Source organism: Mumia zhuanghuii (genome assembly GCF_042681565.1).
Lineage (GTDB): Bacteria > Actinomycetota > Actinomycetes > Propionibacteriales > Nocardioidaceae > Mumia.
The window spans coordinates 1,958,482-1,981,929 of sequence record NZ_JBHUFT010000008.1 but is presented as its reverse complement, the minus strand read 5'-3'; the positions used below and the strand labels follow the sequence as shown (position 1 = coordinate 1,981,929).

Below are 23,448 nucleotides of genomic sequence, written 5' to 3'. Positions count from 1 at the left end.
ACGGGACGATAACGCCGCGGGCGCGATCCGGCCGGGTGTCACTAGGGTCCGAGAAGCGCCAGCGGAACCACTCCGATGCCGTCAGCCCGGCGGTACGCGTAAGGTCCGGTCGTCACGACGATCCGATCGGCAACCCGCTCGCCGAGTTGCGCACCGAGCCAGTGGAGATGGCGTACGTCTCTGTCGTCGACCGTCGGAGCGAGTTTGACTTCGATGGCCACCACTCGCCGGTCTTCCCCCTCGACGATGAGGTCGACCTCGCGATCTGTGCTCTTCGTTCGGAGGTGGCCGACGCCTGCGTTGTTTGCTGCGGCGTAGACCCGCACGCTCTGCGTCACAAGCGACTCGAACAGCGCACCAAGCCAGGTGCCCGTCGACGCTGACGCTCGACTGCCGTCGCCGCGAAGCAGGGCCTCCTTGCCAACGCCAACGAGCCGGGCCGCGAGGGCCGGGTCGACAAGATGGTGCTTGGGCGTACGGGTAAGCCGCTTGAGCGGGGCGAACACGGGGAGCCACGCGGGGACAGGGTCGAGGACGAAAAGTCGCTGCAGGTGATCGCGATAGGCGTCGACCGTCTGACGGGCGGGCTTGTCGTGATCACCTGCCGTCGCGGCGTCGAGGATGGCCGAATAGGCGGCGTCCGTGCTGGTAGCGGCCGCGTACGCGGCAAGCCACGCGCGCAACGTATGGGGGCGACGAACGTTGACACCGTTCTCCGGCAACTCGCGTTCGACGACACGGGTCACGTAGCTGTCGAGCTGGACCCCCAGCGCCCTTCCCGAGAGGTCGCGAATGCCGGGAAAGCCGGACCGCAGGATCTCATCGACATAGGCAGGAAGGTCGACATCGACGTCGCCGCCGAGGTCTGGTCGACGACCAGTAAGAAGGTCGCCGAGCGAGACCATAGGCTCGACGAGCCCTCGCTCACTGAACGCCATCGGGCGCATCGCGAGACTCACGATCCGCCCGGCCCCTGAGTGGAGGCGAATACCAGGCCCCACACCCGCGGACCCTGCAAGGAGGTACTGCCCCCCAGAACTGTCGTCATCCACTGCCCGGCGCACCCTGTCCCAGACCGCGGGGAGAAGCTGCCACTCATCGAGGAGGACTGGTGGAGGCACCTGCGTGATGCGGTCGAGGTTCGCGGTGAGCACCTCCCGCTGCCGCGGGTCATCGAGCGACAGGACAGTCGATGCACGCTCGCCGGCGGTCGCGGTCTTACCCACCCCCTTAGCACCTTCGATCGCAATCGCGGCCAATTGAGGGAGGAGCTCATCGAGCACGTCATCGAGGATCCGGCGACGGTATGCCATTGCCCGAACCTAACAGATGGGCAGGTTTCTACTTAACATTTGGACGCCCCTCTCTCTGACAAATGGTCGCGCGTGGGCGCATTCCACCCCCGTGGTCAGCGCATGAGCAGGTAGGTGATCGCGAAGGCCGCCAAGAAGAGGACGACGCACAGCACGAGCACGAGGATCGTCGGCACCTCGCGTCGTACGCGCGTGGGCCGGTCCTCGGACGCGATCCGCTCGAGCGCATCGGCGAGGGCGGCGGCCGACGCGGGTCGCTTGCTCGGCTCCCAGCTCAGCGCACGCGCCAGCAGCGGGTCGAGCTCGGCAGGCAGATCCACGGCCGCCGCGATCGGCGCGGGCTTGGTGTCGGGCCGACGGGCCACGACGGCCGCTGCGGTGGAGTCGTCGTACGGGGGCCGCCCGCTGAGCAGGTGGTAGGTCACGGCGGCGACCGCATAGACGTCGGCGCGCGCGTCGAAGCCGTCGCTCTGGTGAGCCTGCTCGGGCGCCATGTAGAGCGGCGTGCCGGTGGTGACAGTGAGCCCGGACGCCTCGGCGAGCACCTTGGCGCTCCCCAGGTCGGAGACGAGGAGGCGCGGCGGCGTCGTACGGTCGTCGACGAGCAGGTTGCTCGGCTTGACGTCGCGATGCACGACCCCGGCCTCGTGGAGCACGTGGAGTGCACGCGCGGCCTCGACCCCGTACGCGAGTGCCTGGCGGCTGTCCAGCCCGTCCATCCGGTCGGCGAGCGTGCCACCGGGGACGTACTCCATCACGATGTACGGCCGATCGTCGCTGACCCCGATGTCGAACACCCGCACCACACGCGGGTCGTCCACACGCCGCAGCAGTCGCGCCTCGGTGAGGAACCGCTCGCGCACGTCGGCGTTGTGCACCCAGTTGTCCGCGAGCACCTTGACGGCGACGTGTGCTTCGAGGTTGGGGTCCTCGCCGAGCCAGACGGTCGCGAACGCACCTGAGCCGAGGACACGCACCAGGCGATAGCGCCCGAGCTGCTTCATGCCGCCAAGATAGTGGTCCATGAGCTCCCACTCCCCCGGCCAGGTGCCGGACGACCTGGTCGCGCGGGCGCGTTCGGGCGATCCCGATGCGCTCGAGGAGCTGCTCGCGCTCGTCCGCCCGATGGTCGTACGGCGCTGCTCGCGCTTCCTGCCGCACACCGAGGACGCCGAGGATGCGGCGCAGGACGCGCTCGTCGCGATCGCGCAGAACATCGCGGGCTATACGGGCACGGGCTCGTTCGCGGGCTGGGTCACCGTGATCGCCTCGAACAGCGCGCGGATGACGTACCGGCGCATGCGACAGGGCGCGAGCAACCGCGGCGTACCGGACCTTCCCGAGACCGCCGATCCGCGGACGACCAGCGTCATCGCAGGGACGCGGCTCGACCTCATGGAGGCGCTCGACCAGCTGGAGCAGAGCAAGCCGCAGGTCGTGGAGCCGTTCGTGCTGCGCGACCTCGGCGCGCTGCCGTACGCCGAGATCGCCACCCTCACGGGCACGTCGGTCGGCACCGTACGGGACCGCATCCACGCGGCGCGGACGTTCATGCGCGCGGCACTTCGGACGACGCTGTGAACACGGCGGAGAAATTCTTGGCCGCCCTCGCCAACAAAAGTGCTGGCGCCTGCATCAGAGGGAGTGAAGGGGCGCAAGAAGCGCCCCCACAGCAGGAGGAACGCTCATGAGGATCGACTACGCCGTCATCGCCGCCGCCGCCGCAGTCCTGACCGGAGTCGGCGGCGCGGCCGCCGTCGTCCAGGTGAGCAGCGACGCTGACCCGAGCACGCAGCTGCCGTCGGCCACGAGCCCGGCGCCGACCTCGACCTCGGCGCCGACCGCCAGCACCACGACCGCCGCCACCACTGCGACCACGGCACCCGCGAGCGCGGATCCCTCGACGTCCCCCACCACAACGGCCGCAGACCCGGCCACGACCGACGCCCTGAGCGAGGAGAACGTCATCCGCGAGCGCCTCTACTACGACGTGACCCGCCACTCGTTTACCCAGGAGCAGACTTCGTTCCTGCCGCTCGGGCCATGCACCGGCGACCTCGAGCTAGGTGACGCCATCGGCGACGACGTCACGCGCATCGACGCGAAGCTCGTCGGTGCCGGTGGCCGGTACGTCATCGAGCAGCTCGCGGAGACGGACACCCCGAACCTCGCGGCTCAGGCGGCGGAGACGATCGTGACGCTGGTCGATGAGTGCGAGGCGATCCAGGGCGGCGACTTCGGGTACGGCGACCCGGTGCTCGTGTCCTCCGAGCCGCACCACATGATCTGGTACTTCCCGGCGTTCGACTCCGACTCGGTGGCCGGTGGCTACGCCGTGTTCAACGTCGGCAAGCGCGTCGGTGTGCTCGAGGTCAACGACGCGGTCGGCGAGAAGAAGGTCGAGCTGCTGGCCAAGGAAGCAGCGAGGATCGCCGGCGACTAGCGACGCGACGGCCTACCGACGCGTCGTCCCGGCCTTGTGCCGGGTGACCTTCCCGCCGTTCTTGAGCGCCGTCGTGCGGATCGCCGGGGACGATGTGATCCGCTGGCGGTCGCCGTCATCAGAGTCGCTGTCGTCGCTCGAGCCGTCTTCGAGGTCCATGTTGTCGCTCGACTCGTCCGAGGAGTCGTCGAACTTCGACGGCTCGTCGTACGAGGAAGCACTCTCAGGCTCGTGGCGCGCCCGCTTGAGGGGACGTTCGCGGGTGTCGGAGTTGTCATCGTCGTCGTCACGATCCCGCTTGTTCGACCCACCGCGCGCGCCGATGCGAGCGGGGGGGCCGCCGAGGTACTTGCGGGTCTCCGACCCCTCCGTCCCGAGGCTCGTGACGTAACCGATCGTGTTGTACGCCTTGCCGTTCCGGAAGTCCTCCAGTGCCTGCGGCTCCGCGTGAGGCGTGAGCGTGAGGACGTTGTCGCCGAACGTGACGCAGCTGGCAGCATTGGGGAACGCGACCTTGAGCATCGGGTCGGTGAACATACGTTGAACGAGGTCGGCTCGCCCCTTCCGCAAGAAGCAGTGCGTCCAGATCGTCCAGTACCCGGTGCTGATGATCGCGTAGGCGACGGGTGCCGGGAAGGACGGATCGTTCCCCGCGATCACGGGTGTGCCGGCCTCGACGGCCGCTGCCGCGGCGAAGGCGTTCTTGCGGCTCGCGACGCGCATGTCGGCAGCGAGTTCGCGACTGAAGGCACTGGTGGTGGTCCGAGCATTGAGTCCCCAGAGACCGATGGTGGCGTCCGCACGGTCGGCGAACCCGGGGGTGGTGAGGGCGTCCTCGAGCTCGCTGTCGACCTTCAGGGTGATCTTGGTCTGGGAGAAGAGGTCCTGCTTGAAGGCGTCCAGGCCCTGGTAGGCGGAGGTCTGGCCGTCGCCGTCGAACCGGAACGCACTGAACGTGTTCACAGCATCCGGCCACAGGTAGGCGCCGAGACCGGTCGTCGTCTTGACCTTGGCCGACTTGCGCACGTTGCACGCCCCGCACGCGACGACGTACTGGATCTCGAACGTCTCGAACTCCGCCGCGGCGGCGTTGGTGTTCGCCTGCTTGGCGACGCGGTGCTCGACCTGGACGCCGGACGGGAGAGGCGCCTCGCAGGCGACACAGTAGGCGCCGAACGTCCGGACGAGCGTCGCGCCGTAAACGTCATAGCTCATCTTGGGCGTGCGCTTCACCGTCTGCACGGGGCGGTCGACCGCTCTCACGACGGTGCCTGCGCCTGCCGGCCGTTGTGCGGCGCCGAGAGCACCCCGAGCTGTGGGTTCGCGATCTGCAGCGGCGGTGACGGGAATCCGTTGCGGAACCGGGCGACGGCCTCGACGAGCTTCGTGTAGCCGTCGAGTTCGCTGGCCTGCGCGCCGCCGGCCGACCTCAGGATGGCGGTGATCGCCTCCGTCTGGTCGTTCTCCAGCGTGACGCGGCGGGCTTCCTGCTCCTGCAGGACCGTCGAGTAGGTGTCGAGCGCGTTGCCCGTGCCGATGTAGGCGTCGACCATGACACCGTCGGTGCGCATCACCGTTCGGTTCGTCGACAGCACGATGCCGGGAACGGTGAACCCGGCCGGCTCGCCATCGATGGTGACCGCGCTGGTGTGCGCGAGGTTCACGCGGTAGTGGCGGGACGACGCATCTCCCCTCGTCTCCGCGCTCGAGAGGATGAAGCCTTGGTCGCTCTGCAGGTTGTTTGTTCCGGTGATCGCGTTGACTTCGCGCGTGACCTCGGCGCGTGCGCTCGCGGGGTCGAGGGTGTCGCTGTGGCGGGCGATGAGGATCTCTGCCTGGTGCAACGGCACCTCATCACGGGACTCTCGCAGCCCGTCGAAGTACGCCACTCTGACGTCGGTCAGATGAAGGACGGTGAGGTACTCCTGGTTCATCTGCCGGAAGACGTAGTTGAGAGTGCGTGACAGGTTGATGTTCTCGAGCACCCGCTCGTTGTCGGCCTCCTCCCACGACTCCTCGGCGACCTCATCCGCGGTCGTCACGGAGACCTCTCGGGCGGCCGAGGCGCGTGACGTGTGCTTGTCGAGCGCGTTGACCGTTGACTTGGCGAAGGTCTCCCGATCGGCGGTGCTGTTGCCTTTCACGCCGCCGGAGACGTCGACGCTCGCGCTCCCCCACCCCCACGTCGCGTCGCCCCTCGCCTCGATGTCGGCGTGGTACTCGAAGCTGCTGGCAATGTCGCTGCTCGTCGAGTCCTCCTGCATCGCGAGACGTTCGAACTCCGACTCGGCCTCACGGCTGGAGGAGTCCAGCACCGACGACGCTCGGGCGGACGTGACGGACTTGCGGTGATAGCTGCGGACCTGCATGCGCACCTTCTCGCCCGGCAGCAGGGTGAGCGTCTTCAGGGTGCGGCCGGCGCCGTACCGGCCGAGAAAGCTCGTGAGGCTGTAGGTCTCGATGAACAGCAGCCGGGGCCGCGGCTCGGTCGCCGTCCTTGGCGGGACGAGACGCCAGAGGTACGACCCGTCCGCGCTCGGATAGACGACGAGCTGGCTGTTGGAGTCCAGGATCGCTGTGGCGAGCTTGTCGGGGTCCACACCCTTCAGCGCCAGCCTGACACCGGCCATGGTGACGCCGTCCATCGACCCGGCCATCAGGGGGAAGGAGTTGGGGTTGAGGTAGCCGATCGTCTGCGCGAGCACGATGTCGTCCCGCAGCGCGATCTGCGTACGGGCGGGGCGATCCGTCTCCTGGCGGCGGTAGTCGTCGTGGGTCGTGAGTGGGTGAAGCACTCCTCCTCCGCCGCCTCCTCCTCCGCCCGGGCCTGACCCTATTGAGGACGAGGGTCCAGAGATCACGTTGGGTGGCCCCGTCTGGCCGGGTGTGCTGGCGGGCGCGACGAGAGGCTTGCTCGTGCTCGTGCTCGTGCTCGGCGCGACATCCTGCTTGGGCGCCGTTGCCGGTTGGACCGCGAGCTCGACGACGCGACGGCCGGTGTGGACGACGTTGTCGGGCAGCTTCTGCGAGATGGTCATGCGGTCGGCGTCGCCCTCGGGTACCGGCACGGTCGGAACCTCGGGTGGCAGCGGCGTCCGCGCCGGCGGCTGCGCGGGCGGCGCCGGGATGGGCTCGCTGAGGGTCGGAACGTCACCCAGCTCCGAAGCGTCGACGATCACCGTCCGCAGGTCCAGCCCTGGCGGGTAGAGATTGATCGCCTGGTCAGCAGCCGGGCCTTTGCGGACGATCCAGGGCACGGCGGAGTCGACCAACCATTCGGCGGGCACATCGTGATCCGTCACGGAGTCCTGATTGGCCGTCTGGCGGATCTCCTGCGGGGTGAGGCGACGCGTCCAGAGTCGGCCACCGGCGAAATCGCACGTCGCTGAGAAGTGGTCCCCGAAGACGCTGCTGAACTCGATGTCATTGATCGGCAGACCCACACCCGCGATCGTGGTGGGCAGGCTGATGACCAGCGTCCCGTCGAGGGACAGCTCGATCACGGTGCCATCGACGGCGACCGACACGCGGACCCAGCTGTCGTTCGCCGGCACCTCCCTGCTGGCGCTGAAGCCGTGCCCGTCCCGCCCGATCGTGCCGCCGGGGGCGTCGAACGCCACCTCGGCGTTGGCCACGGGCGCATCGGTGCTGATGTCACCCACCAGCACCGTCCATCGCGCACCTACCGCGACGGCACGCACGCCGACCGCGAGCTTGGCGAACCCGCTCGTCATCACCGCGATCGGAAAGGCGCCGTACGTCCCGTCGAGCTGGGCGAGGCGCACCCACGACTCCACCGTGAACGCTGCGAACGGGCCACCGCTGACGGGCGCGTTCAGCATGAACCTCTGGCCGGCCGTGCTGACCGCTTTCATGGATCCCCCTGTGTGCGTCGGTGCCATGCAGGCTAGGGAGAACTGACGGCCGACGAGGGGAATTGCGCGAAGCGGTCGCAGAGGGTGTCGTGAGGGAACTGATGTCCTTCCGCCTCCGGACGCCGTCGACGAGCAGATCAGCCGGCGTCGTCGAAGAAGATCGCCGGGTTGAGGAACTGCCTCTCCCACAGCGCCCGCTTCTCTACCGCAGTCAGCCGCGCAAGGTCGGCGACGTCATCCCACGACTCGCGGATCGTCGTGACCGTTCGCTCGACGATGTCGGCGGCCTGAGCCCGGGTGAGCTGGTAGATGGGCGCCGCTTCCAGGCACACCCGCAGCCTCGACTCCCGCCGTCCCTCGGTGTCGATCGCCATCGCCTGCGCGGCTGTCGCACCAGTCCGGGCCATCGGCGCGAGGTCGTACGCCGGGGTCAGGGTGAGCCTCTCGCCGTCCCAGAACGCGGCGTGATTGCGCGCGTGGTCATCCATGTTGCTGATGCACACGTTGAACACGATCCGGCCGAACAGCTCGCGCAGGGTCGCTGCCGGGTCCGTGAACCGTTGACGGATCTGCCATGCCAGGTCCGGGTACGTGGCGTACCGGCCCTCGAACTCGCTCAGGCCAAGGATGGTCAGCGCCGACACGAGCATCCTCCGCCGCCCCGGCACCTCCGTACGGTCGAACCGTTCGACGAGCAGGACATCACGGCCAAGTGACTCGATGACCTCGGTGCGCGGTGCGGACAGTCCCACGCGGCGAGCGAGCTCCATCGCGGCCCCCTCGGCCTTGACGACCGGAAGGACGTCGCTCGACGACGAGAGCTTGGCGATCAGCTGGCGTCCACCGTCGTCGACAAGGACCTTCGGCCGCGCACCACCCACAGAGGTGCCATGCTCGAGCGCGCTGGCGAGGTCAGGCGGAAGGACCTCGCCGGCGTCAAGGCGCTGTGCTGCGTCCTGCAGGTCAGCAAGGCTCGCGTGATCGTCACGCACCTCGTACGACCGCGCCGACCGCTGGAAGTCGAGCGCACCGATCCTGTTCGACCCGGAGTCGAGCAGGTAGGTGAACTCGTCGAGCTCCCCCACGTCACTGGCGGCCGAGAGCCGACCGGTGCGAGCGGCGAGGATCACCCGCCTTCCCCAAGCATCCGGCGCGGCGTCACGGATCGCGCCGGCGATCGGAAGCGCGCCGACAGGCTCGATCGGGCCCCGGCGCAGCGGGAGCTCAGGGAGGTAGAGCGAGAGGGCGTCCGCACGCTCGAGATACGACCGCCCGTAGGTGAAGACGATGCGGTCACCGGCGTGGTCGAGCCGCCCGGCGACGACGGGCTCGGTGGCGCCAGGCAGCCACACCCACACGAAGACCTGCCGAGGTACGCGCTCAGAAGTCGTCATCGAACTCGACCTCCTGCGTACGCACGCGCTGGGGCAGGAGCGCGAGCTGATCGGCCGTTCGTGCGACGACCTCGCCGAGCGTTCCTGGCTGCACTCCGTACAGCTCCACTCCGCTCAGAACGGCAGCCTCGAACATCAGACCGACTGCGACCGTTGGATTGCCGCTCTCGATCTTGCGCACAGTTCCGGGAGACACACCAAGGCGCTCGGCGAGCTCAGCCGCAGTCCAGCCGCGACGGCGACGAGCTGCGGCTACCTGGTGGCCGAGGGCCTCGACGGCTTGCAGGGTCGGGCGCCCGAGCATCCGCGTACGCTTGGTCATGACTTCTCCACAGTCGTTAAAGCGATGATTAAGGCTATAAACGTCACTTTAACGCGCTTCGCGCACCGATGTGAATGATCTCCAACGCGGCGCTGCTCCCCTAGGTGCGGCGCGTGCCTCTCGCGGTGACGCCGTCGAGGGTGATCGTCCCGTCGTCGAGGCGGACGCTGACGGCGTAGCGGAACTGCGCGCGTACGGCCGGGTCGCGGAAGTCGAACACTCCCCCGACGTCGGCCGTCGGCCCGGAGATCCCAGCCGGCTCGGTTCAAGCGGTTGTGATAGCGGAACAGCAGGTAGTTGTCGGCGTCCTTCGCCAGCCCGACGAACACCGTGTCCTGCGTCCCGGCCTCCGCGAACGTGCCCGAGCTCGGGAGCATCGGCGGGACGCAAGGGGCGGCCTCTCGTTCGCAGGGCACAGACCGGTCTCCGCGACGTTAGTGACGCCGCGTGGTGATGTCACGCCTTTCCCTCACCGCGCGATGAAATGCGCGGCCGGTACGCTCGCCGCGTGCTGAATTGGCGAACCGGCGGCGTCGGCCGCGTACTCCTCCCCCTCGCGGCCCTTCCGCTCCTTCTCACCGGATGCGGTGCCAGTGAATCGGACGCGGCGTCGACGTTGGGCGAGGAGCAGCTCGAGTCTGTGCTCGTGACGCTGGACGATCTGTCCGAGGGCTTCGTCCCGTTGTCGAGCGGCGGCGACGGCGGGGGGAACGACGCCCGCGCCAGTCTCAACGATGCCGAGTGCCTCGCCGGGCTCGACCTCGCGAACGCCAACGAGGCACCGAGGGCCGAGGCCGGATTCAACCGCGCCAACGTCCTCACGATCACCAGCACCGCGACCTCGTACCCGAACGACGACGTCGCGGCCTCGTTCGACGAGACGGCCGACGCGCTCGCGTCGTGCGCGGACTTCGAGGTGAGCGCCGAGAACGGCTCCGGCCTCAAGGGCACGTTCACCTCCGACGAGACAGCGGCCTCGAAGGACGTCGACGCGCAGATCACCGTCCACCTCACCGGGACGCAGCAGCCCACCAATCTGCCGGTAGAGATCACGTTCGGCTTCGCGCGGATCGGCAACGACGTCGTGAGCGTCAGCGCCGAAGGACTCGGCGGGCCGTCCGGCGAGTCGTTCCAGGAGCTGATGCGCGCGACGACCGACCGACTCGTCGCTGCACGCGAGGGCTGACCCGCCTCAGCCGTCCGCGCGCAGGTCGCGGCGTACGAGGACGCGCGGGAATCCGTTGAGGACGGAGTCCGTGTCCGCGACCTTCGTGAAGCCCGCGCGCTCGAACACCGCGAGCGTGCCGACGTACGCCATCGTCAGATCGACCTTCACGCCGCCGTTGTCGACCGGATAGGCCTCGAGCACCGGCGCCCCGTACGCGCGAGCGAACTCCACCGCCCCTTCGACGAGGTGGTGCACGATGCCCTGGCCGCGATGCCCCGGGCGGACGCGCACACACCAGAGCGACCAGACATCGAGGTCGTCGACGTGCGGGATCCTGCGGTTGCGGGCAAAGCTCGTGTCGGCGCGCGGGTGCACGGCCGCCCAGCCGACGACCTCGTCCCCGTCGTACGCGAGGACGCCCGGCGGCGGGTCCTCGCGGACGAGCTGCTCCACGCGAGCGCCGCGTGCGGGCCCGACGAGCTCGCGGTTCTCCTTGGACGTCGTCAGGCGATAGCTCAGGCACCAGCACACGTTGGCGTCGGGACGCTTCGGCCCGACCAGAGTCGCCACGTCCTCGTACGACGTCGCCGGGCGGACCTCGATGCTCATGGACACCGAGCGTAGGGCGCAGCAACGACATTCCCCCTGAGGCAGTTTCGGCAGTCTCGTGACATTTTGTGCCAGAACCTGACGCATCTGCCACGCTGACAGTCACTCGGGACATCCACTGGTACAAACGATCGTTGGGGGATACGTCGTGACCGACCGCGTGCAAGAGATCCTGCCCATCAAGCGGGCCGCAGAAGACGAGCTCCTGAGCAGGCCCGGTGTCACCGCGGTCGACATCGGTTACAAGTACGTCGACGGGGAACGCACCGACGAGATCGTGATCCGGGTCCACGTCGCGCACAAGCACGATGTTCCCGAGGACGAGTGGATCCCCGCGGAGATCGAGGGCATCCCCACCGACGTCATCGAGGGTCGCTACGAGCCGCTGGACGACACCGGCAGCTACAACCCGGTGAAGGGCGGCATCAGCGTCGGGCCGTACAGGATCGTCGACGGGATCTGGGCCGGCACCCTCGGCGCGATCGTCGTCGACAACGACACCGGCGACGCGTTGGCGCTAAGCAACTACCACGTCTTCTGCGTGAACGAGGGATGGCACGAGCCCGCCCGGTCTCGGCAGATCGTCCAGCCGAGTCTCGTCGACAACCCCATCACCGCTCGCTTCATCGGCCCGATCCTCCGAGGGACGCTCGGCAAGAACGTCGACGCCGCCGTCGCCCATCTGCAGGGCTGGTACACCAGCTGGGTCTGCGAGGTCCAGGACATCGGGGTCCTCACGGGGACCGCAGACGCGACTCTGGGCCTCAGTGTCCGCAAGCGGGGGCGCACCACCGGCTTGACGCACGGGAGAGTCGACGGCCTTCACACCTCCACGACGATCGACTTCGGGCACGGTGTGGGCAAGGTGACGCTCTCCGACCAGATCAGCATCGCGGCGGTCGACCCCTCGCCGACGTTCGCAGGTCCGGGTGACTCCGGATCGGTCGTGGTCGACGACCACGGTCGCGTGATCGGACTGCTGTTCGCAGGCGGCGGGTCCGCAGGGCTCAGCACCCCGATCCGGCGCGTGCTGGACGTGATGAACGTACGACTCGGTCTCGCAGGAATCGGCGGCTTCGATCTGACGACGAAGACAGATCGCGTGTTCGCGCACGACTTTGGCGGCACGGGCAAGCTCGACCACCTGGCGCTCTACCGACCTGGCAAGGGCGCTTTCTACCTGGTCGAGCGCGACGGCAAGGGGCCCGACGGCAACGCGCGGTTCAAGCCGCTCTATCAGCAGCCTCAGGGCGGTTCCGGCATCGGCGGCTTCGACCTGACCGAGTATGCGGACCGGATCATCGCCTTCGACGGCACGAGCACCGGCAAGCTCGATCACCTGCTCTGCTACCGGCCCGGCACCGGCATTGCTCAGATTCTGAAGCACGACGGCGCTCAGTCCGACGGCACGCCCAGGTTCACACCCGTCTACTCCGCGACCGACGGGATCGCCGGTTTCGATCTGTCGTCCAGCAGCGATCAGGTGATCGCCTATGACCTCGACAGCAAGGGCACGCTCGACCACCTGGTGCTCTACCGGCCCGGCAAGGGCGCCGTCTACGTCGTCGAGCGCGACGGCACAGGCGCGGACGGGACCTTGCAGTTCGCGGCGCTCTTTCAGCAACCTCAGGGCGGTTCCGGCATCGGCGGCTTCGACCTGACCTCCGGCAGAGATCGGATCATCGCCTTCGACGGTGCGAGCACTGGCAACCTCGACCACCTGCTGCTGTATCGGCCAGGCACCGGCATCGCCTTCGTCCTGAGGTACGACGGCGAGAAGGTGTCGGGTGGCCTCGAGTTCACCCCGGTCTACATCGGGAGAAGCGGGATCGGCGGCTTCGACCTGTCGGAGACCACCGACCAGGTGATCGCCTTCGACTTCGACGGCTCCGGTAAGGCCGACCACCTGGTGATGTACCGGCCCGGCACGAGCCCCTCGTACAAGGGCATCCTCTTCATCGTCAAGTGCACCGGCATGAACAGCGAAGGAAGCCTCGAGTTCACGGCGGTCTATCAGCAGGGCGATCACGATCCCGGCATCGGTGGATACGAGCTCACCTCGATCGACGATCAGATCATCGCCTTCGACGGCGCCAGCACCGGCAAGCTCGACCACCTGGTGTTGTATCGGCCAGGCACCGGGATCGCGTGCATCCTCAAGCACAACGGCTCGAGGGCCGACGGGACCCCTGCGTTCGAGCCGATCTACCGTGCCGACGGAGTGTCCTGACAAAGAAGCGCCCGCTGCCGTGAGCCTCGTACGATCGGCCCATGAGTGAAGGCGTACAGAACCTGCAGGCGGCACTCGCGACAATCACCCATCCGTGGCAGCCGCACCGGCTCGCGAGCATCAACGACTACGACGTGAAGGTCGTGAAGCTCCAGGGCGAGTTCGTGTGGCACACCCACCCCGACACCGACGAGCTGTTCCTCGTGATCAGCGGCGACCTGACGATCCAGCTCCGCGACGGTGACGTGACGCTTGGTCCCGGCGACGTCTACGTCGTCCCGAAGGGCGTCGAGCACTGCCCGATCGCCGCCGCCGAGGTGGAAGCGGTGCTCATCGAGCCGAAGGGCACCGTCAACACCGGGGACGCCGGCGGCGAGATGACCTCGGAGCTGCGCGAGCTGGCTTAGCGCGCCCGCAGCAGGACAGACTCCCCCGCGTCGAGCGTCAGGGCACCGTCGCGCTCGCGCTCCCAGCGGTCGCGGCGCGGGTCGTACGCCTCGGCGGGCGCCGGCAGCGTGAGCCGTACGCGCGCCCGCTCGTGGCGGGAGTAGTTCGCGACCAGCGTGTGCAGGCGGTCGTCGCCGTCGACGAAGCGACCCAGCACCACCGGGTCGCCGCTGACCGCGGAGACGAGCCCATCCGCCGCGAACGGGTCGAGCCCGGCGGGCGGAGCCGCGACCCCCGCGAGCTGGACGGCGGTCGACGTGAGGCCGAGCATCTGCTTGCCGAGCGGTGCGAGGACGTCGCGGTTGATGTCCTTGGAGTAGCGGTACAGCGGCGTGCGCTTGCCCTCGACCGTGATCAGCCCCGTCGTGAACGCTTCGCCGCGCGCGGGGTCTGGGGTCCAGTACGTGAAGTACTGGATGCCCTTGCACCCGTACGCGAGGCTGATCGAGATCTGCCAGAGGATGTCGGCCTTCGTCGGGATCGCGTGGTTCGCATAGCCGACGCTCTGGATGTAGACCCACGAGTCGCGCCCGTGCTTGAGCGCGGCGGCGCGGACCTGCGCCCAGTTCTCGAAGTAGCCGAGGTCTTCGCCGCTGGCCAGGATCGGGTAGCGGTCGAACGAGAGCACGGGCGAGTCGATGTCGCGCGCGGCCTGCTCGTACCCGGCGCCGAAGCCCGGCAGCATGTTGACGTACGAGAGCGCGTCCGGGTACGCCTCGTTGGCCATCGCGACGGCCTTCGCCATGAGCGGGAGCTGGCCGACGCTCGGCTCGTCGTACAGGTGCATGCCTGCGAACGACGCGTACCCGGACCCGGCCGGCAGTCGCCACGCGCTGAGCCCTTCGTCGAAGGTCTCGCTGAACAGCTCCGCTCCCCCAGGCCCGGTAACGATGACGTTGTCGAAGTACGCCGACTCGGGGCCGGCCTCGCGGAATCCGGCCGAGCCGGAGGTGAACCGGGTGTCCGTCGTCGTGTCGACGAGCACGCCGTCGATGCGCGTGGTGATCGTCGCACCGCTCAGCGTCGTCTCGACGTGATAGGTCTTGCCGGGCTCGAGCTGGTACGGCAGGGAGACCTGTGTGACGGTCGGGTTGCCGTTGACGAAGACCGCCTTCTTGAGCACCGCCTTGCCGTCGGAGCCCTGGGTCGAGAGCAGCCACACGTACGCGTTGCGCTCGTCCTGGATCCGGAACGCCCAGCCGGCCTGCGCGTACCCGCCCGCGCCCGTACGGACGGGTTCGGTGTCGAACGCGAAGGTGTAGTCGCTCCAGCTCGCGCCGTCCGCGACCCAGCCGACCGACCCGTCGCCGCTGCCGCTCGAGATGTGCAGGCGACCACCGACGGCCCGCCACGACGGGGCGTACCGGTTGACCGCTGCGGTGATCCGCTGACGCAGCTCGGCCTCGCTGATCGTGTTCGGCGCGGAAGGGTCACCGACGTTCATGTTCTTGAGCAGCCACTTGATGTCGGGGTCCTCGACGAGCACCTTGAGGCCGGCTTCGTCGGCGATGCGGAGCATGTGCGTGGTGATCTGGACGTCGGAGTTCGAGTAGTTGCCGCCGTGGACGTACGTGAAGCCCGCCTCGGCGATCTCGCGGTAGCGCGCGACCGTGGTCTGGGTGGGCGGCGGGGGCCAGAAGAGGCCGATCGGGAAGCGGCCGTCGTTCATGAGCGGGCCGCCGGTGGTGGCGCTGGCTGCGGCTGCGGCTGCGGTCGTTGTGGCCGCTGCGGCGGCGCCTGTCTTGGCCGTCGCGGCACTGGCGGCGCCGCCCCCGAACGGGTTGGCGACGCCGGCGGCGACCAGCGCTCCTCCCAGTGCGAGGAAGGACTTGCGGCTGAGGCCGTTGTCAGGTTCGTCGTGCTGGGGGGTCATGCGTCCTCCTGGGTCAGCGTGGCTCGGGACTGGTGCGGCGGGTACGGCGTTCGGGGCGGCGAGGGCGGACAGCGCGCTCGGTCTCTGACAGGAGCTGGACGGTGCGGTCGTAGTCGTGCTGGCCGACGGCGAGGTAGAGCATCTCGACGACGGCGAGCTCGGAGTGCCGGGACGCGAGCGGGCCGTCCTGGAAGGTGGTCTCCTCGGCGACGGTCACGAGGAGGTGGTCGGCGAGCTTGGCGAGGCGCGAGCGCGGGCCGGCGGTGATCGCGACCGTGCGCGCCCCGTGCTCGCGGGCGGTGGCGAGCATGTCGAGGGTCTCGTCGGTCTCGCCGGAGTACGAGACGGCGATCGCGACGTCGTGGTCGGTGAGCTGGGCGGCGGCAACCAGACCGTCGTGGACGTCGGCGTACGTCCAGCACGCGATGCCGATGCGGCTGAGCCGGAGCTCGAGCTCGCGCGCCATCACGCCGCTGCCGCTGACGGCGTAGACGTGGACGCGGGTCGCGGTGGCGATCGCCGCTGCGGCGGTCGCGAGGGCGTCGAGGTCGAGGCCGGCGAGCGTGGTGTGGACGGCGCGGGCCTGGACCGCCTCGAGCGTGCGGGCGACATCGGCGAGCGAGTCGTTGGGGCCAATCTCGCGGCTGATGTCGGCGTTCCAGCTCCCGTACGCCGTCGCAGCCGCCTCGGTGATGACGCTGACGCGGAGCGCCGGGTAGCCGTCCAAGCCGAGGGCGCGACACAGGCGAGACACGGCGCCGGTGGAGGTGCCGGCGCTGATCGCGAGGTCGTTGATCGTGCCGGCGACGGCGGAGCGCGGGTCGTCGAGGATGCGCTGCGCGGTGTGGCGCGTGGAGTCCGGGAGCTCCGGAAGGAGCAGGCGCATACGCGCGAGGACGCCGTCGGGGGCCGGGGCATCTGTGGCGGAGGTCACAGCCATGACAAGAACTATCGCGGGCAAGGACTCCTTGCGCAAGAGCGATATGACATATCAGACGATCTCGCGGCTCGTCGCGACCGGCGGCGCGTCCGGGTGGCGCAGGAGGTCGACCCTACGCGCGCCGCACTCGGAGCACCGTACGTAGTGGACGGTCCCCTCGGACGTGGCGTGGCGAGACTCCGTGAACCAGCCGTGCTCGTGGGTGCTGACCTGCTCGTGTGACGTGGTGTCTGTGCGCTGGCATGTGCTCATGAGGTCAACGGTGCTGTAATGGTCTTATGCATCTCAACCCTTACGGCGAGTACGCGGTGCTGTTGGCCGCCTCGCTCGCCAACGACTGGCCCGCCGACCGTGACGGCATCGCCTCACGGGCCCGTGAGCTGGGCATGACGATGACGTTCCCCGTGGGACCCGATGACCATGCAGGCACCCGCCGCGTCATCGACGACTGGCTGACGATCGTCGACGCCACCGACCTGACCGAACGCGCACGGCTGCTCAACGCGCAGATGGCCGCGGTCGCGGCGTACCCGAGACTCACCGACCACAACGGCGAAGGCTGGCACCTGCACTACCGCGACGACAACGACGCCCTCCCCCACGTGCTCCGGGCCGTCATCAGCGTCGGCACCGCGCTGCATCTGACGACACGCGGCATGCACCGGCTGAGCCGCTGCGAAGCCGGCAACGCTCCCGACGATCCCTGCACCAACGTCGTCGTCGACGTCACCCGCAACGGCCGCCAGCGCTACTGCTCGGTCCGGTGCGCCAACCGCGCCGCCGTACGCCGCCACCGCGCACGTGCCCTCACGCGCTAGCGTCGGCAGAGGCCCGCCATCACATTTCGATCGATCGCAAGCGGCATTCTGTCTCTCGCGCGATGGCGAGTCGCCCCGCGCGAGCATCGTCAACGCGACTCTCGAGATCTGAGGCTGCACGAATGCCTGACGTAGACGGTGTCCATTCTGTCCAGGAAGGCACTCAGGGGTCCGCGCAACGCGCGTCGGGACGTCGTTATCTGTATGTCAACGACGGCCGGTGCCGGTGGCGGGGTTCTGCGGCGACCGTAGGCCGGATCTCGATGGGCGTTGGTCGTCGAGACTGTGGGCTACAACCCGCGCGGCATGAACGTGTATGACGTCCTCCATTACTACGGGAACTGCCTGACCTCGGGTGGCCCCGGCTACAAGAATGACGACTTCCTCGCGCGGATCGAAAACATGGACCACGTCGAGAACCGCGACGAGCCCGAGGTCTTCGCGGGGACGCCCTTCATCCGCGTCCGGGAGGAAGATCTACCCGCCGACGCCCCTCCCGGAACCGACCTCGTCGATGTGTTCCGGACGCTCGTTCCCGAGCACCGGGAGTTACTCCTCGCCACCGAGGCGGAGGTACGCCGGAGGATCCCCGGTGACCTGCCGAGGTTGCTCCAGCTCGACGAGTGGCACCAGCCGGACCTGTTCGAGGTTCCGCCCAGCGGTGCAGAGGTCTACCGTCAGCTCGCTGAGGTGCTGGTGACCTCTGACCCGCGCCAGTACCGGCCGAGCGAACCTCCGAATACCCACTGGACCAACTGGCCGGAGTCCGGTTCACTCTGACGCCAGCTCCTCGATATGTGCGACGCGGCGAGACCCGTTTCGCGGGAGCGTCCTCGACGGCATCTCCAGGCTCCCGATTCCAAGCGGGATCAGGAACAGCGCAAGAAGGGCGAGGAGCGCCCCAAGCTCACCTTTCGGAGTTTGAGGCGTAGGTCCCGCTCAGCTCGTGGAACGGGCCGAGCCACAGGCAGACCGCTCCGACCCACCACACCCCAAGTTCAGCGTCGGTGACTACCAGGGCCGACGACCAGACACAACGCCCGCGAGCATCAACCTGAATCAACCCGCGACACACCAGAGCCTCCGTGAAACCCGGGGCGATCAAGTACTGACAGTTCCCCCGGCTCTTAGCTTGGATCTGCCGCGGACGTCGGGGGTCACCAGTACGATGACGGTTGTGTCTGAAGATGCTCCTGTGCCAACCCACGTTCTGACGAAGGATGCTGTCCGCTGGAGTATCGACACGCTCGGTTCTCAGCGCCTCCATCCGACTTTCGTCATGTATCTATACCTGCGCAAGCAGCGCCGTGCCGGAGCGCTGGCGCAGGCCTCTGCGTCGTCTGACGAACTGCTGGATCTCATCAATATGCCAGGCCACCCGACGAAACCGTACTACTTCCCCCTCATCGACCGAGGGAAGCGAACGGGGAAGCCGCTTGCGACATTCTGGAGAGCCGCAAACATCCCTGGGAGTTGGTCACCGACATCAATCCAACGGGGCGCATCATGGCTGACGCAGGATCGTCAGTACGTCGTGCCGGACAGCCACGTCGAGTTGGCGCTACAGCAGATGCTCTACAACAAGCTAGTGTCTGCGCTTGCACTCGGCGCCTACTTCCTTCGAAACGACGGGTTCATTCTGACCGCGGAGCCGACAGCAGAGGACGTCATCAGTGGCTTCCGTGCGAAGTTCGACTACCCACCGGAGACGGAGACCGAGTTCACGAGCCTCTTTTCGACTGATGTCCCCAAGGCGGGGTTCGCGTGGTTCGAGCCAGCCACGACGGGAGCAATTGTGATCGGAACGCCGACCGATGCTTGAGGAGGTAGTCCCCGACGTCAGGACGCTGACGGCGGATGACCTCGGGATTGGCGTGAAGGCAGCGGCTGCCGCTAGCCACGCTTCCTCCTCACCCGACGCGCCAGAGATCGCTGCCGATCACCCGATGATCCAGGAGATCATTAGGCTGGCGAGGATTTCCGGTGGCGTCATCTTGTCGGGGCCGCCGGGCACCTCGAAGTCCTTCTTCGCGGCGGCGGCAGCACAGGTGATGACCGCGGGCGACAAGCGTCGCTACCGGTTTGTGCAGTTCCACGCAAGCTACCAGTACGAGGACTTCATGCTCGGCTTTCGCCCAAAGGACGAGGGCGGGTTCGCTTACAAGGAAGGTCCGTTCCTGAAGCTTGTCCTTGACGCAGACACAGACCCGGACAACACCTACGTCCTGGTCATTGATGAGCTGTCGCGCGCCGACGTGGGCCGGGTGTTTGGCGAGGCGCTGACCTATGTCGAGCGCACCAAGCGCGAACTGCCGTTCAGTATTGCGAACGGCAACGAGGTCAAGGTGCCGTCGAACTTCGTCATACTCGCCACGATGAACCCCTTCGATCGTGGCGTAGACGAGGTCGACGCAGCCTTCGAGCGCCGGTTTGCCAAGGTAACGATGGATCCCGACAAGGAGTTGCTGGACGTGATCTTGTCCGACAACGGGATGGACGAAGCCCTCAAGACCCGGGTCATGGGCTGGTTCAGTCGGGTCAACGGCCTAGCCGACAAGAACGCGGCGGCGGCGGTAGGGCACGCATATTTCTCGACGGCCAGCGACGAAGCCAGCCTCAAGGACATCTGGGCGTACCAGCTCAAGTACTTGGTGCAGCGGGCCTTCCGGCGCGATGAGAGCACGCGAGCCGACCTTGAGACCGCCTGGAACCATATCTTCGCCGTCTCGGATTCGCCGAGCGAGGAACCGATTGAGGCACCGCAGCCTGAGCCCGAGGCGACGGCGTGACCGAGGTTCGCGACGGGGTTGTGGTGGTTGACTGCGCCGAGTACGACCACGTCGACATCGACGCGAGCCTTTGGCTGAGCGAGGGTCACGAGACGAGGTTCAACTCGGAGATCGGCGGTCGCGACATCCTGCGCGCCAACTTCAAGAAGGGCGTGCTGCGGCTCCAGGCCACCTCGTTTGTCGGCGTCATCCCGCTTAACGACCGCGTTGTCGTGCGGGTCAAGCCACGCGTCCCGATCGCGAACCTCACGCGCATGGTCATCGAGACCGGCCACAGCGTGCTGCCACTCTCAACCTTCCGGGAGTACTCCGGTCGGGGGACGGCTGACGATTGGGCGATGGACATCTACACGGACGCGCTTCTCGACTACGTGGATAAGCTCCTCGACGCAGGTCTGCTGCGTGCCTACGAGCGCCGGGAAGGCGAGGGGCACTTCCCCCATGGACGCATCGACGTCACACGCACTGTGCAGCGGTTCGCGGCGCGCGGTATCCCCAACAAGGCCGCGTACTCCTGGTTCGAGCGCACGGTCGACACACCCGCGAACCGTTGCGTGAAGGCTGCAATGGAGTTCGTTCATGAGCACATGGCGAAGACGCGGTCGAAGCCTCGCAAGGGCGACCGTGCCAAGCTTGCGCGGCTCGCTGGCCAGTTCCACGCCTTCGAGGGAGTGGGCGAGGATCGCGACTACCGGTTCCTCGATGATCCGCAGGTGCTCGGCCTGAACCCCCTTCCGGATCCACGGGCTTACTACCGGCCGATGCTCGATCTCTCGATCGTGATCCTGCAAAGGACCGGGATTGCGCTAGAACTGGGTGGCAGCGACATGCAGCTCAGCTCGCTCCTGATCGATACTAATAAGCTCTTCGAGAACTTCGTTCGGGTCAGCCTGGCCAAACACGCTGCGAAGCACCGCTGGTCCGTCGAGGTGGTCGATGGCAACACCGAGGCTGGCCGGATCGATCTCTATGACGTGCCAGATCCGCTCCCCGCTCTATTTGGCACGCCCATGACTGCGCTCGCCAGCCGGAATGCAGGCAAGGCGCAACCCGACGTCGTGCTCAAGACGCTCGACGGCGCATTCCCGCTGATCGCAGAGGTCAAGAACACCATTCACGGCATGAAGGCGAACACGGACACGCTGCCCGAGCGGGGAGAGGTCGAGCAGGCCGTCACCTACGCACTGCGGTACGACCTGCCGTTCACACTGCTGATCCATCCGTGGATCAACGGGTCGAAGGGCCTTGTCTACGTGGGCAGGGTGCGTACGGTCGACGTCTACGATTTTCGACTCGATCTGTCGTCGGACGAGGGTGTCGACGCCGCGCTGGATGACATGGCGAACGTCGTGGCTCGGCTCGCCGGACTCGACGGCGCTGCTCAGGCGCCGACATCCGGCTGATCCATCCAGTTGACGAGGTCGACCCCGATTGCGTCACGCCCCTCCTCGATGGCCGTCTTGAGCGTTGTGCCGGTGCCTGCGAACGGGTCGAGCACCACGCCGCGAGCGGGCGTGCCATGGCCACAGTCGGTCCAGCCGACGGTGCGCTTCTTGGCAAAGGTGAACTCACGGAAGTAGCCGCCAAGTGCGGCCTTCGCTTCCGCTGCCAGGCGCTGGACTTCAAGACTGTTGCGACCGGTGCCATTCTGGAACTTGGTGGCCTTGCCGACGTCGGAGACCCCGAATGCCTGGATGGCGCGGATGTGCTCGGGTGTTAGGCCCTTCTCCTTCGCTAGTTCCATCGCGCGCTTCGCCTGTGGACGGCTCGGGTCAAGCTCGGCGGTCCGCTCGATGACGCGGCGACGCGGCACCACGCAGGTGGCGCAGACCTGTGGCGGGGCAGCGAGGGTGATGGCGCGCTTGACCAGCTCGCGAGGGTACGGGGCGAGGTGGGCGCCCATATTCCGTTCCGGGTTGATCGTCCAAACGTCGCCGGGGTTAGCCCCGTTGCCGAACGCTTCGGAATAGCCCACGAGGTCGTAGTAGTAGGTGGGTCTGTACGTCATGTGAATGACGTACTCATGGCGATTGGCCAGGCGATTTTTGACCGGGTCGGGCATCCCTGACCCCTTAGCCCAGATGATCCGGTTGCGGATGAGCCACTCACCCTTGGCGGCCTGCCACTCGATCTGGCCGGGGATTCCGAGGAGGGACTTGTTGAAGTAGGTGTCCCCGACGTTGAGGAAGACTGAGCCGTGTGGACGGAGGACCCGCTTCCACTCGACAAGGCACTCCATGATCGAGGTGACGTAGGCATCGGCTGTCGGCTCCAAGCCGATCTGATCCGAATGCCCATAGTCCCGCTTGTTCCAGTACGGGGGAGAGGTGACGATCAGGTCGACGGAGTCGTCCGCTAGGCCCGTCTTGCGGGCGTCGCCAGGCGTGAACGTCAGGCTCGGCTCCAGCAGATCCTGCTCCCAATCCGCGGGCTGACTGATGGTGGCAGTGCCGAACCTGACGCGATCTGCGGCAGGATCCGAATCTGCTTGCCGCACGTCAGCGGAACGCTTGGCGGATCGGTTCATGGAGAGGGCTTCCCTTCGTCGTACGTCGACTTGTACTCGCTAGGTGGACGATAGCGGCGAAGGCCGACAGATCCTCATTCGTGCAGGTCAACGACCACGGGACAATTCTTGCCGAGAACGTGGAGGTCTTCGAACACCGCCTCGGCGTGGCGCGAAGTCTCAGGAATCACTGCGGTCTCTCACCGGGTTCCTCGGTGGAGGGTGTAGGAGGACGATTCGCCAGCGTCGAGGTGTTGGGAAATTCCCAAACACCCTCGCTCAGGTGGCGGCATGGTGGCGTGGGCGCTGGACGTGCCGCTCGACGAAGTGGACCTCCCAGAGCCTGACGATGACGCACTCGCCGAGGCTTACGAGCAGGTCCTCGCGGACCGGCCGAGCTTCGCGGATTGGCGGGACCAGATCACGCAGACTGACACTCCCACCCGGTGAGATCGGTCGACCTAGAGTGGCGGCGGATCACCAACAGAAAGACGCCCGGCCACCACAGGCCTTCACTTGTACGAGGCCACATCCGCAGTCCCCGGCTGGCCGTCGACTGCCCCGCCCCGGCATGTCCGGAGACTCTGGACATGCCGGGGCGGTTCACCTCGGCGGGTTCAGACCCCGACTCGTACACCCTCGATTGTGATGAGCCTCCTTATGAAGTGCGGCTCGCTCGGCCTCATTGCTCGCCACACTCCCTTGGACAGCACGTCCCGAC

General features: G+C 67.4%; 21 protein-coding genes. 10 read left to right on the top strand and 11 right to left on the bottom strand.

The window, feature by feature from the left end:
* Positions 1-41: 41 nt before the first annotated feature.
* Together ACFSDF_RS17995 and ACFSDF_RS17990 are read right to left on the bottom strand one after the other, a co-directional pair.
* Positions 42-1,283: an ATP-binding protein gene (locus ACFSDF_RS17995; RefSeq protein WP_243845101.1), complete on the bottom strand. Its 1,242-nt coding sequence runs from the start codon at positions 1,281-1,283 to the stop codon at positions 42-44.
* Between the two features lie 125 nt (positions 1,284-1,408).
* On the bottom strand, positions 1,409-2,338 hold the full coding sequence (locus tag ACFSDF_RS17990) for a serine/threonine-protein kinase (RefSeq protein ID WP_243842953.1): 930 nt from the start codon (positions 2,336-2,338) through the stop codon (positions 1,409-1,411).
* On the opposite strand from ACFSDF_RS17990, the gene ACFSDF_RS17985 reads away from it, so the two are divergent.
* Both ACFSDF_RS17985 and ACFSDF_RS17980 read left to right on the top strand, forming a co-directional pair.
* On the top strand, positions 2,337-2,894 hold the full coding sequence (locus ACFSDF_RS17985) for an RNA polymerase sigma factor (protein ID WP_167003254.1): 558 nt from the start codon (positions 2,337-2,339) through the stop codon (positions 2,892-2,894). The two genes, ACFSDF_RS17990 and ACFSDF_RS17985, sit on opposite strands and share 2 nt — an antisense overlap.
* A 106-nt stretch (positions 2,895-3,000) precedes the next feature.
* Positions 3,001-3,756, top strand: coding sequence for a hypothetical protein (locus ACFSDF_RS17980; protein ID WP_167003256.1), 756 nt, complete (start codon positions 3,001-3,003; stop codon positions 3,754-3,756).
* A gap of 12 nt (positions 3,757-3,768) precedes the next feature.
* Here ACFSDF_RS17980 and ACFSDF_RS17975 read toward each other — a convergent pair whose 3' ends face one another.
* The 4 genes from ACFSDF_RS17975 to ACFSDF_RS17960 form a co-directional block, all read right to left on the bottom strand.
* A complete protein-coding gene (locus tag ACFSDF_RS17975; protein WP_167003258.1) occupies positions 3,769-5,019 on the bottom strand; it encodes a hypothetical protein in 1,251 nt (416 codons plus the stop codon).
* A complete protein-coding gene (locus tag ACFSDF_RS17970) occupies positions 5,016-7,631 on the bottom strand; it encodes a hypothetical protein (RefSeq protein WP_377158594.1) in 2,616 nt (871 codons plus the stop codon). The genes ACFSDF_RS17975 and ACFSDF_RS17970 overlap by 4 nt, the downstream gene beginning before the upstream one ends.
* Before the next feature lie 137 nt (positions 7,632-7,768).
* Entirely contained in the window at positions 7,769-9,025 is a 1,257-nt protein-coding gene (locus ACFSDF_RS17965; RefSeq protein WP_167003263.1) for a type II toxin-antitoxin system HipA family toxin, read from the bottom strand.
* Entirely contained in the window at positions 9,012-9,347 is a 336-nt protein-coding gene (locus ACFSDF_RS17960) for a helix-turn-helix domain-containing protein (protein WP_167003265.1), read from the bottom strand. Before ACFSDF_RS17960 ends, ACFSDF_RS17965 begins: the two co-directional genes overlap by 14 nt.
* A 508-nt stretch (positions 9,348-9,855) precedes the next feature.
* On the opposite strand from ACFSDF_RS17960, the gene ACFSDF_RS17955 reads away from it, so the two are divergent.
* A complete protein-coding gene (locus tag ACFSDF_RS17955) occupies positions 9,856-10,533 on the top strand; it encodes a hypothetical protein (protein ID WP_377158591.1) in 678 nt (225 codons plus the stop codon).
* 6 nt (positions 10,534-10,539) lie between these two features.
* Here the strand turns inward: ACFSDF_RS17955 and ACFSDF_RS17950 are convergent, their stop codons facing one another.
* Positions 10,540-11,124 (bottom strand): GNAT family N-acetyltransferase, encoded by a 585-nt coding sequence (locus ACFSDF_RS17950; protein ID WP_377158589.1) that lies wholly within the window; start codon positions 11,122-11,124, stop codon positions 10,540-10,542.
* 148 nt (positions 11,125-11,272) lie between these two features.
* Between ACFSDF_RS17950 and ACFSDF_RS17945 the strand changes: the two genes are divergently transcribed.
* Together ACFSDF_RS17945 and ACFSDF_RS17940 are read left to right on the top strand one after the other, a co-directional pair.
* Positions 11,273-13,354, top strand: a complete 2,082-nt coding sequence (locus tag ACFSDF_RS17945) for a chymotrypsin family serine protease (protein ID WP_167003270.1) — start codon at positions 11,273-11,275, stop codon at positions 13,352-13,354.
* 41 nt (positions 13,355-13,395) lie between these two features.
* On the top strand, positions 13,396-13,761 hold the full coding sequence (locus tag ACFSDF_RS17940) for a cupin domain-containing protein (protein ID WP_377158587.1): 366 nt from the start codon (positions 13,396-13,398) through the stop codon (positions 13,759-13,761).
* Here the strand turns inward: ACFSDF_RS17940 and ACFSDF_RS17935 are convergent.
* From ACFSDF_RS17935 to ACFSDF_RS17925, 3 genes are read right to left on the bottom strand one after another with little or no spacing between them, the layout of a single operon-like run.
* Positions 13,758-15,674 carry a hypothetical protein gene (locus tag ACFSDF_RS17935; protein WP_377158585.1) on the bottom strand — a complete coding sequence of 639 codons (1,917 nt, stop codon included), beginning with the start codon at positions 15,672-15,674 and terminating at the stop codon, positions 13,758-13,760. The two genes, ACFSDF_RS17940 and ACFSDF_RS17935, sit on opposite strands and share 4 nt — an antisense overlap.
* Positions 15,675-15,687: 13 nt before the next feature.
* Positions 15,688-16,614, bottom strand: coding sequence for a MurR/RpiR family transcriptional regulator (locus tag ACFSDF_RS17930; RefSeq protein ID WP_377158583.1), 927 nt, complete (start codon positions 16,612-16,614; stop codon positions 15,688-15,690).
* Between the two features lie 51 nt (positions 16,615-16,665).
* Positions 16,666-16,866, bottom strand: a complete 201-nt coding sequence (locus tag ACFSDF_RS17925) for a hypothetical protein (protein ID WP_167250605.1) — start codon at positions 16,864-16,866, stop codon at positions 16,666-16,668.
* A 26-nt stretch (positions 16,867-16,892) separates the two neighbouring features.
* On the opposite strand from ACFSDF_RS17925, the gene ACFSDF_RS17920 reads away from it, so the two are divergent.
* The 5 genes from ACFSDF_RS17920 to ACFSDF_RS17900 all read left to right on the top strand — a co-directional run bounded on the left by ACFSDF_RS17920 (position 16,893) and on the right by ACFSDF_RS17900 (position 21,624).
* Entirely contained in the window at positions 16,893-17,432 is a 540-nt protein-coding gene (locus ACFSDF_RS17920; protein ID WP_377158581.1) for a CGNR zinc finger domain-containing protein, read from the top strand.
* 270 nt (positions 17,433-17,702) lie between these two features.
* Positions 17,703-18,212 carry a DUF7003 family protein gene (locus ACFSDF_RS17915; RefSeq protein WP_377158579.1) on the top strand — a complete coding sequence of 170 codons (510 nt, stop codon included), beginning with the start codon at positions 17,703-17,705 and terminating at the stop codon, positions 18,210-18,212.
* A gap of 397 nt (positions 18,213-18,609) precedes the next feature.
* Positions 18,610-19,254 carry a hypothetical protein gene (locus ACFSDF_RS17910; RefSeq protein ID WP_377158577.1) on the top strand — a complete coding sequence of 215 codons (645 nt, stop codon included), beginning with the start codon at positions 18,610-18,612 and terminating at the stop codon, positions 19,252-19,254.
* Positions 19,247-20,221 carry an McrB family protein gene (locus ACFSDF_RS17905; protein ID WP_377158575.1) on the top strand — a complete coding sequence of 325 codons (975 nt, stop codon included), beginning with the start codon at positions 19,247-19,249 and terminating at the stop codon, positions 20,219-20,221. Before ACFSDF_RS17910 ends, ACFSDF_RS17905 begins: the two co-directional genes overlap by 8 nt.
* Positions 20,218-21,624: a 5-methylcytosine restriction system specificity protein McrC gene (locus ACFSDF_RS17900; RefSeq protein WP_377158573.1), complete on the top strand. Its 1,407-nt coding sequence runs from the start codon at positions 20,218-20,220 to the stop codon at positions 21,622-21,624. Before ACFSDF_RS17905 ends, ACFSDF_RS17900 begins: the two co-directional genes overlap by 4 nt.
* Here the strand turns inward: ACFSDF_RS17900 and ACFSDF_RS17895 are convergent.
* Positions 21,603-22,748 carry a DNA-methyltransferase gene (locus ACFSDF_RS17895; RefSeq protein ID WP_377158571.1) on the bottom strand — a complete coding sequence of 382 codons (1,146 nt, stop codon included), beginning with the start codon at positions 22,746-22,748 and terminating at the stop codon, positions 21,603-21,605. The two genes, ACFSDF_RS17900 and ACFSDF_RS17895, sit on opposite strands and share 22 nt — an antisense overlap.
* Positions 22,749-23,448: the final 700 nt, after the last annotated feature.

Coding starts and splice junctions, on each gene's coding strand:
- ACFSDF_RS17920 (WP_377158581.1), top strand. CDS start 16,893: ATGCATCTCAACCCTTACGGCGAGTACGCGGTGCTGTTGGCCGCCTCG.
- ACFSDF_RS17965 (WP_167003263.1), bottom strand. CDS start 9,025: ATGACGACTTCTGAGCGCGTACCTCGGCAGGTCTTCGTGTGGGTGTGG.
- ACFSDF_RS17925 (WP_167250605.1), bottom strand. CDS start 16,866: ATGAGCACATGCCAGCGCACAGACACCACGTCACACGAGCAGGTCAGC.
- ACFSDF_RS17935 (WP_377158585.1), bottom strand. CDS start 15,674: ATGACCCCCCAGCACGACGAACCTGACAACGGCCTCAGCCGCAAGTCC.
- ACFSDF_RS17940 (WP_377158587.1), top strand. CDS start 13,396: ATGAGTGAAGGCGTACAGAACCTGCAGGCGGCACTCGCGACAATCACC.
- ACFSDF_RS17990 (WP_243842953.1), bottom strand. CDS start 2,338: ATGGACCACTATCTTGGCGGCATGAAGCAGCTCGGGCGCTATCGCCTG.
- ACFSDF_RS17960 (WP_167003265.1), bottom strand. CDS start 9,347: ATGACCAAGCGTACGCGGATGCTCGGGCGCCCGACCCTGCAAGCCGTC.
- ACFSDF_RS17980 (WP_167003256.1), top strand. CDS start 3,001: ATGAGGATCGACTACGCCGTCATCGCCGCCGCCGCCGCAGTCCTGACC.
- ACFSDF_RS17895 (WP_377158571.1), bottom strand. CDS start 22,748: ATGAACCGATCCGCCAAGCGTTCCGCTGACGTGCGGCAAGCAGATTCG.
- ACFSDF_RS17950 (WP_377158589.1), bottom strand. CDS start 11,124: ATGAGCATCGAGGTCCGCCCGGCGACGTCGTACGAGGACGTGGCGACT.
- ACFSDF_RS17930 (WP_377158583.1), bottom strand. CDS start 16,614: ATGGCTGTGACCTCCGCCACAGATGCCCCGGCCCCCGACGGCGTCCTC.
- ACFSDF_RS17985 (WP_167003254.1), top strand. CDS start 2,337: ATGAGCTCCCACTCCCCCGGCCAGGTGCCGGACGACCTGGTCGCGCGG.
- ACFSDF_RS17970 (WP_377158594.1), bottom strand. CDS start 7,631: ATGAAAGCGGTCAGCACGGCCGGCCAGAGGTTCATGCTGAACGCGCCC.
- ACFSDF_RS17905 (WP_377158575.1), top strand. CDS start 19,247: ATGCTTGAGGAGGTAGTCCCCGACGTCAGGACGCTGACGGCGGATGAC.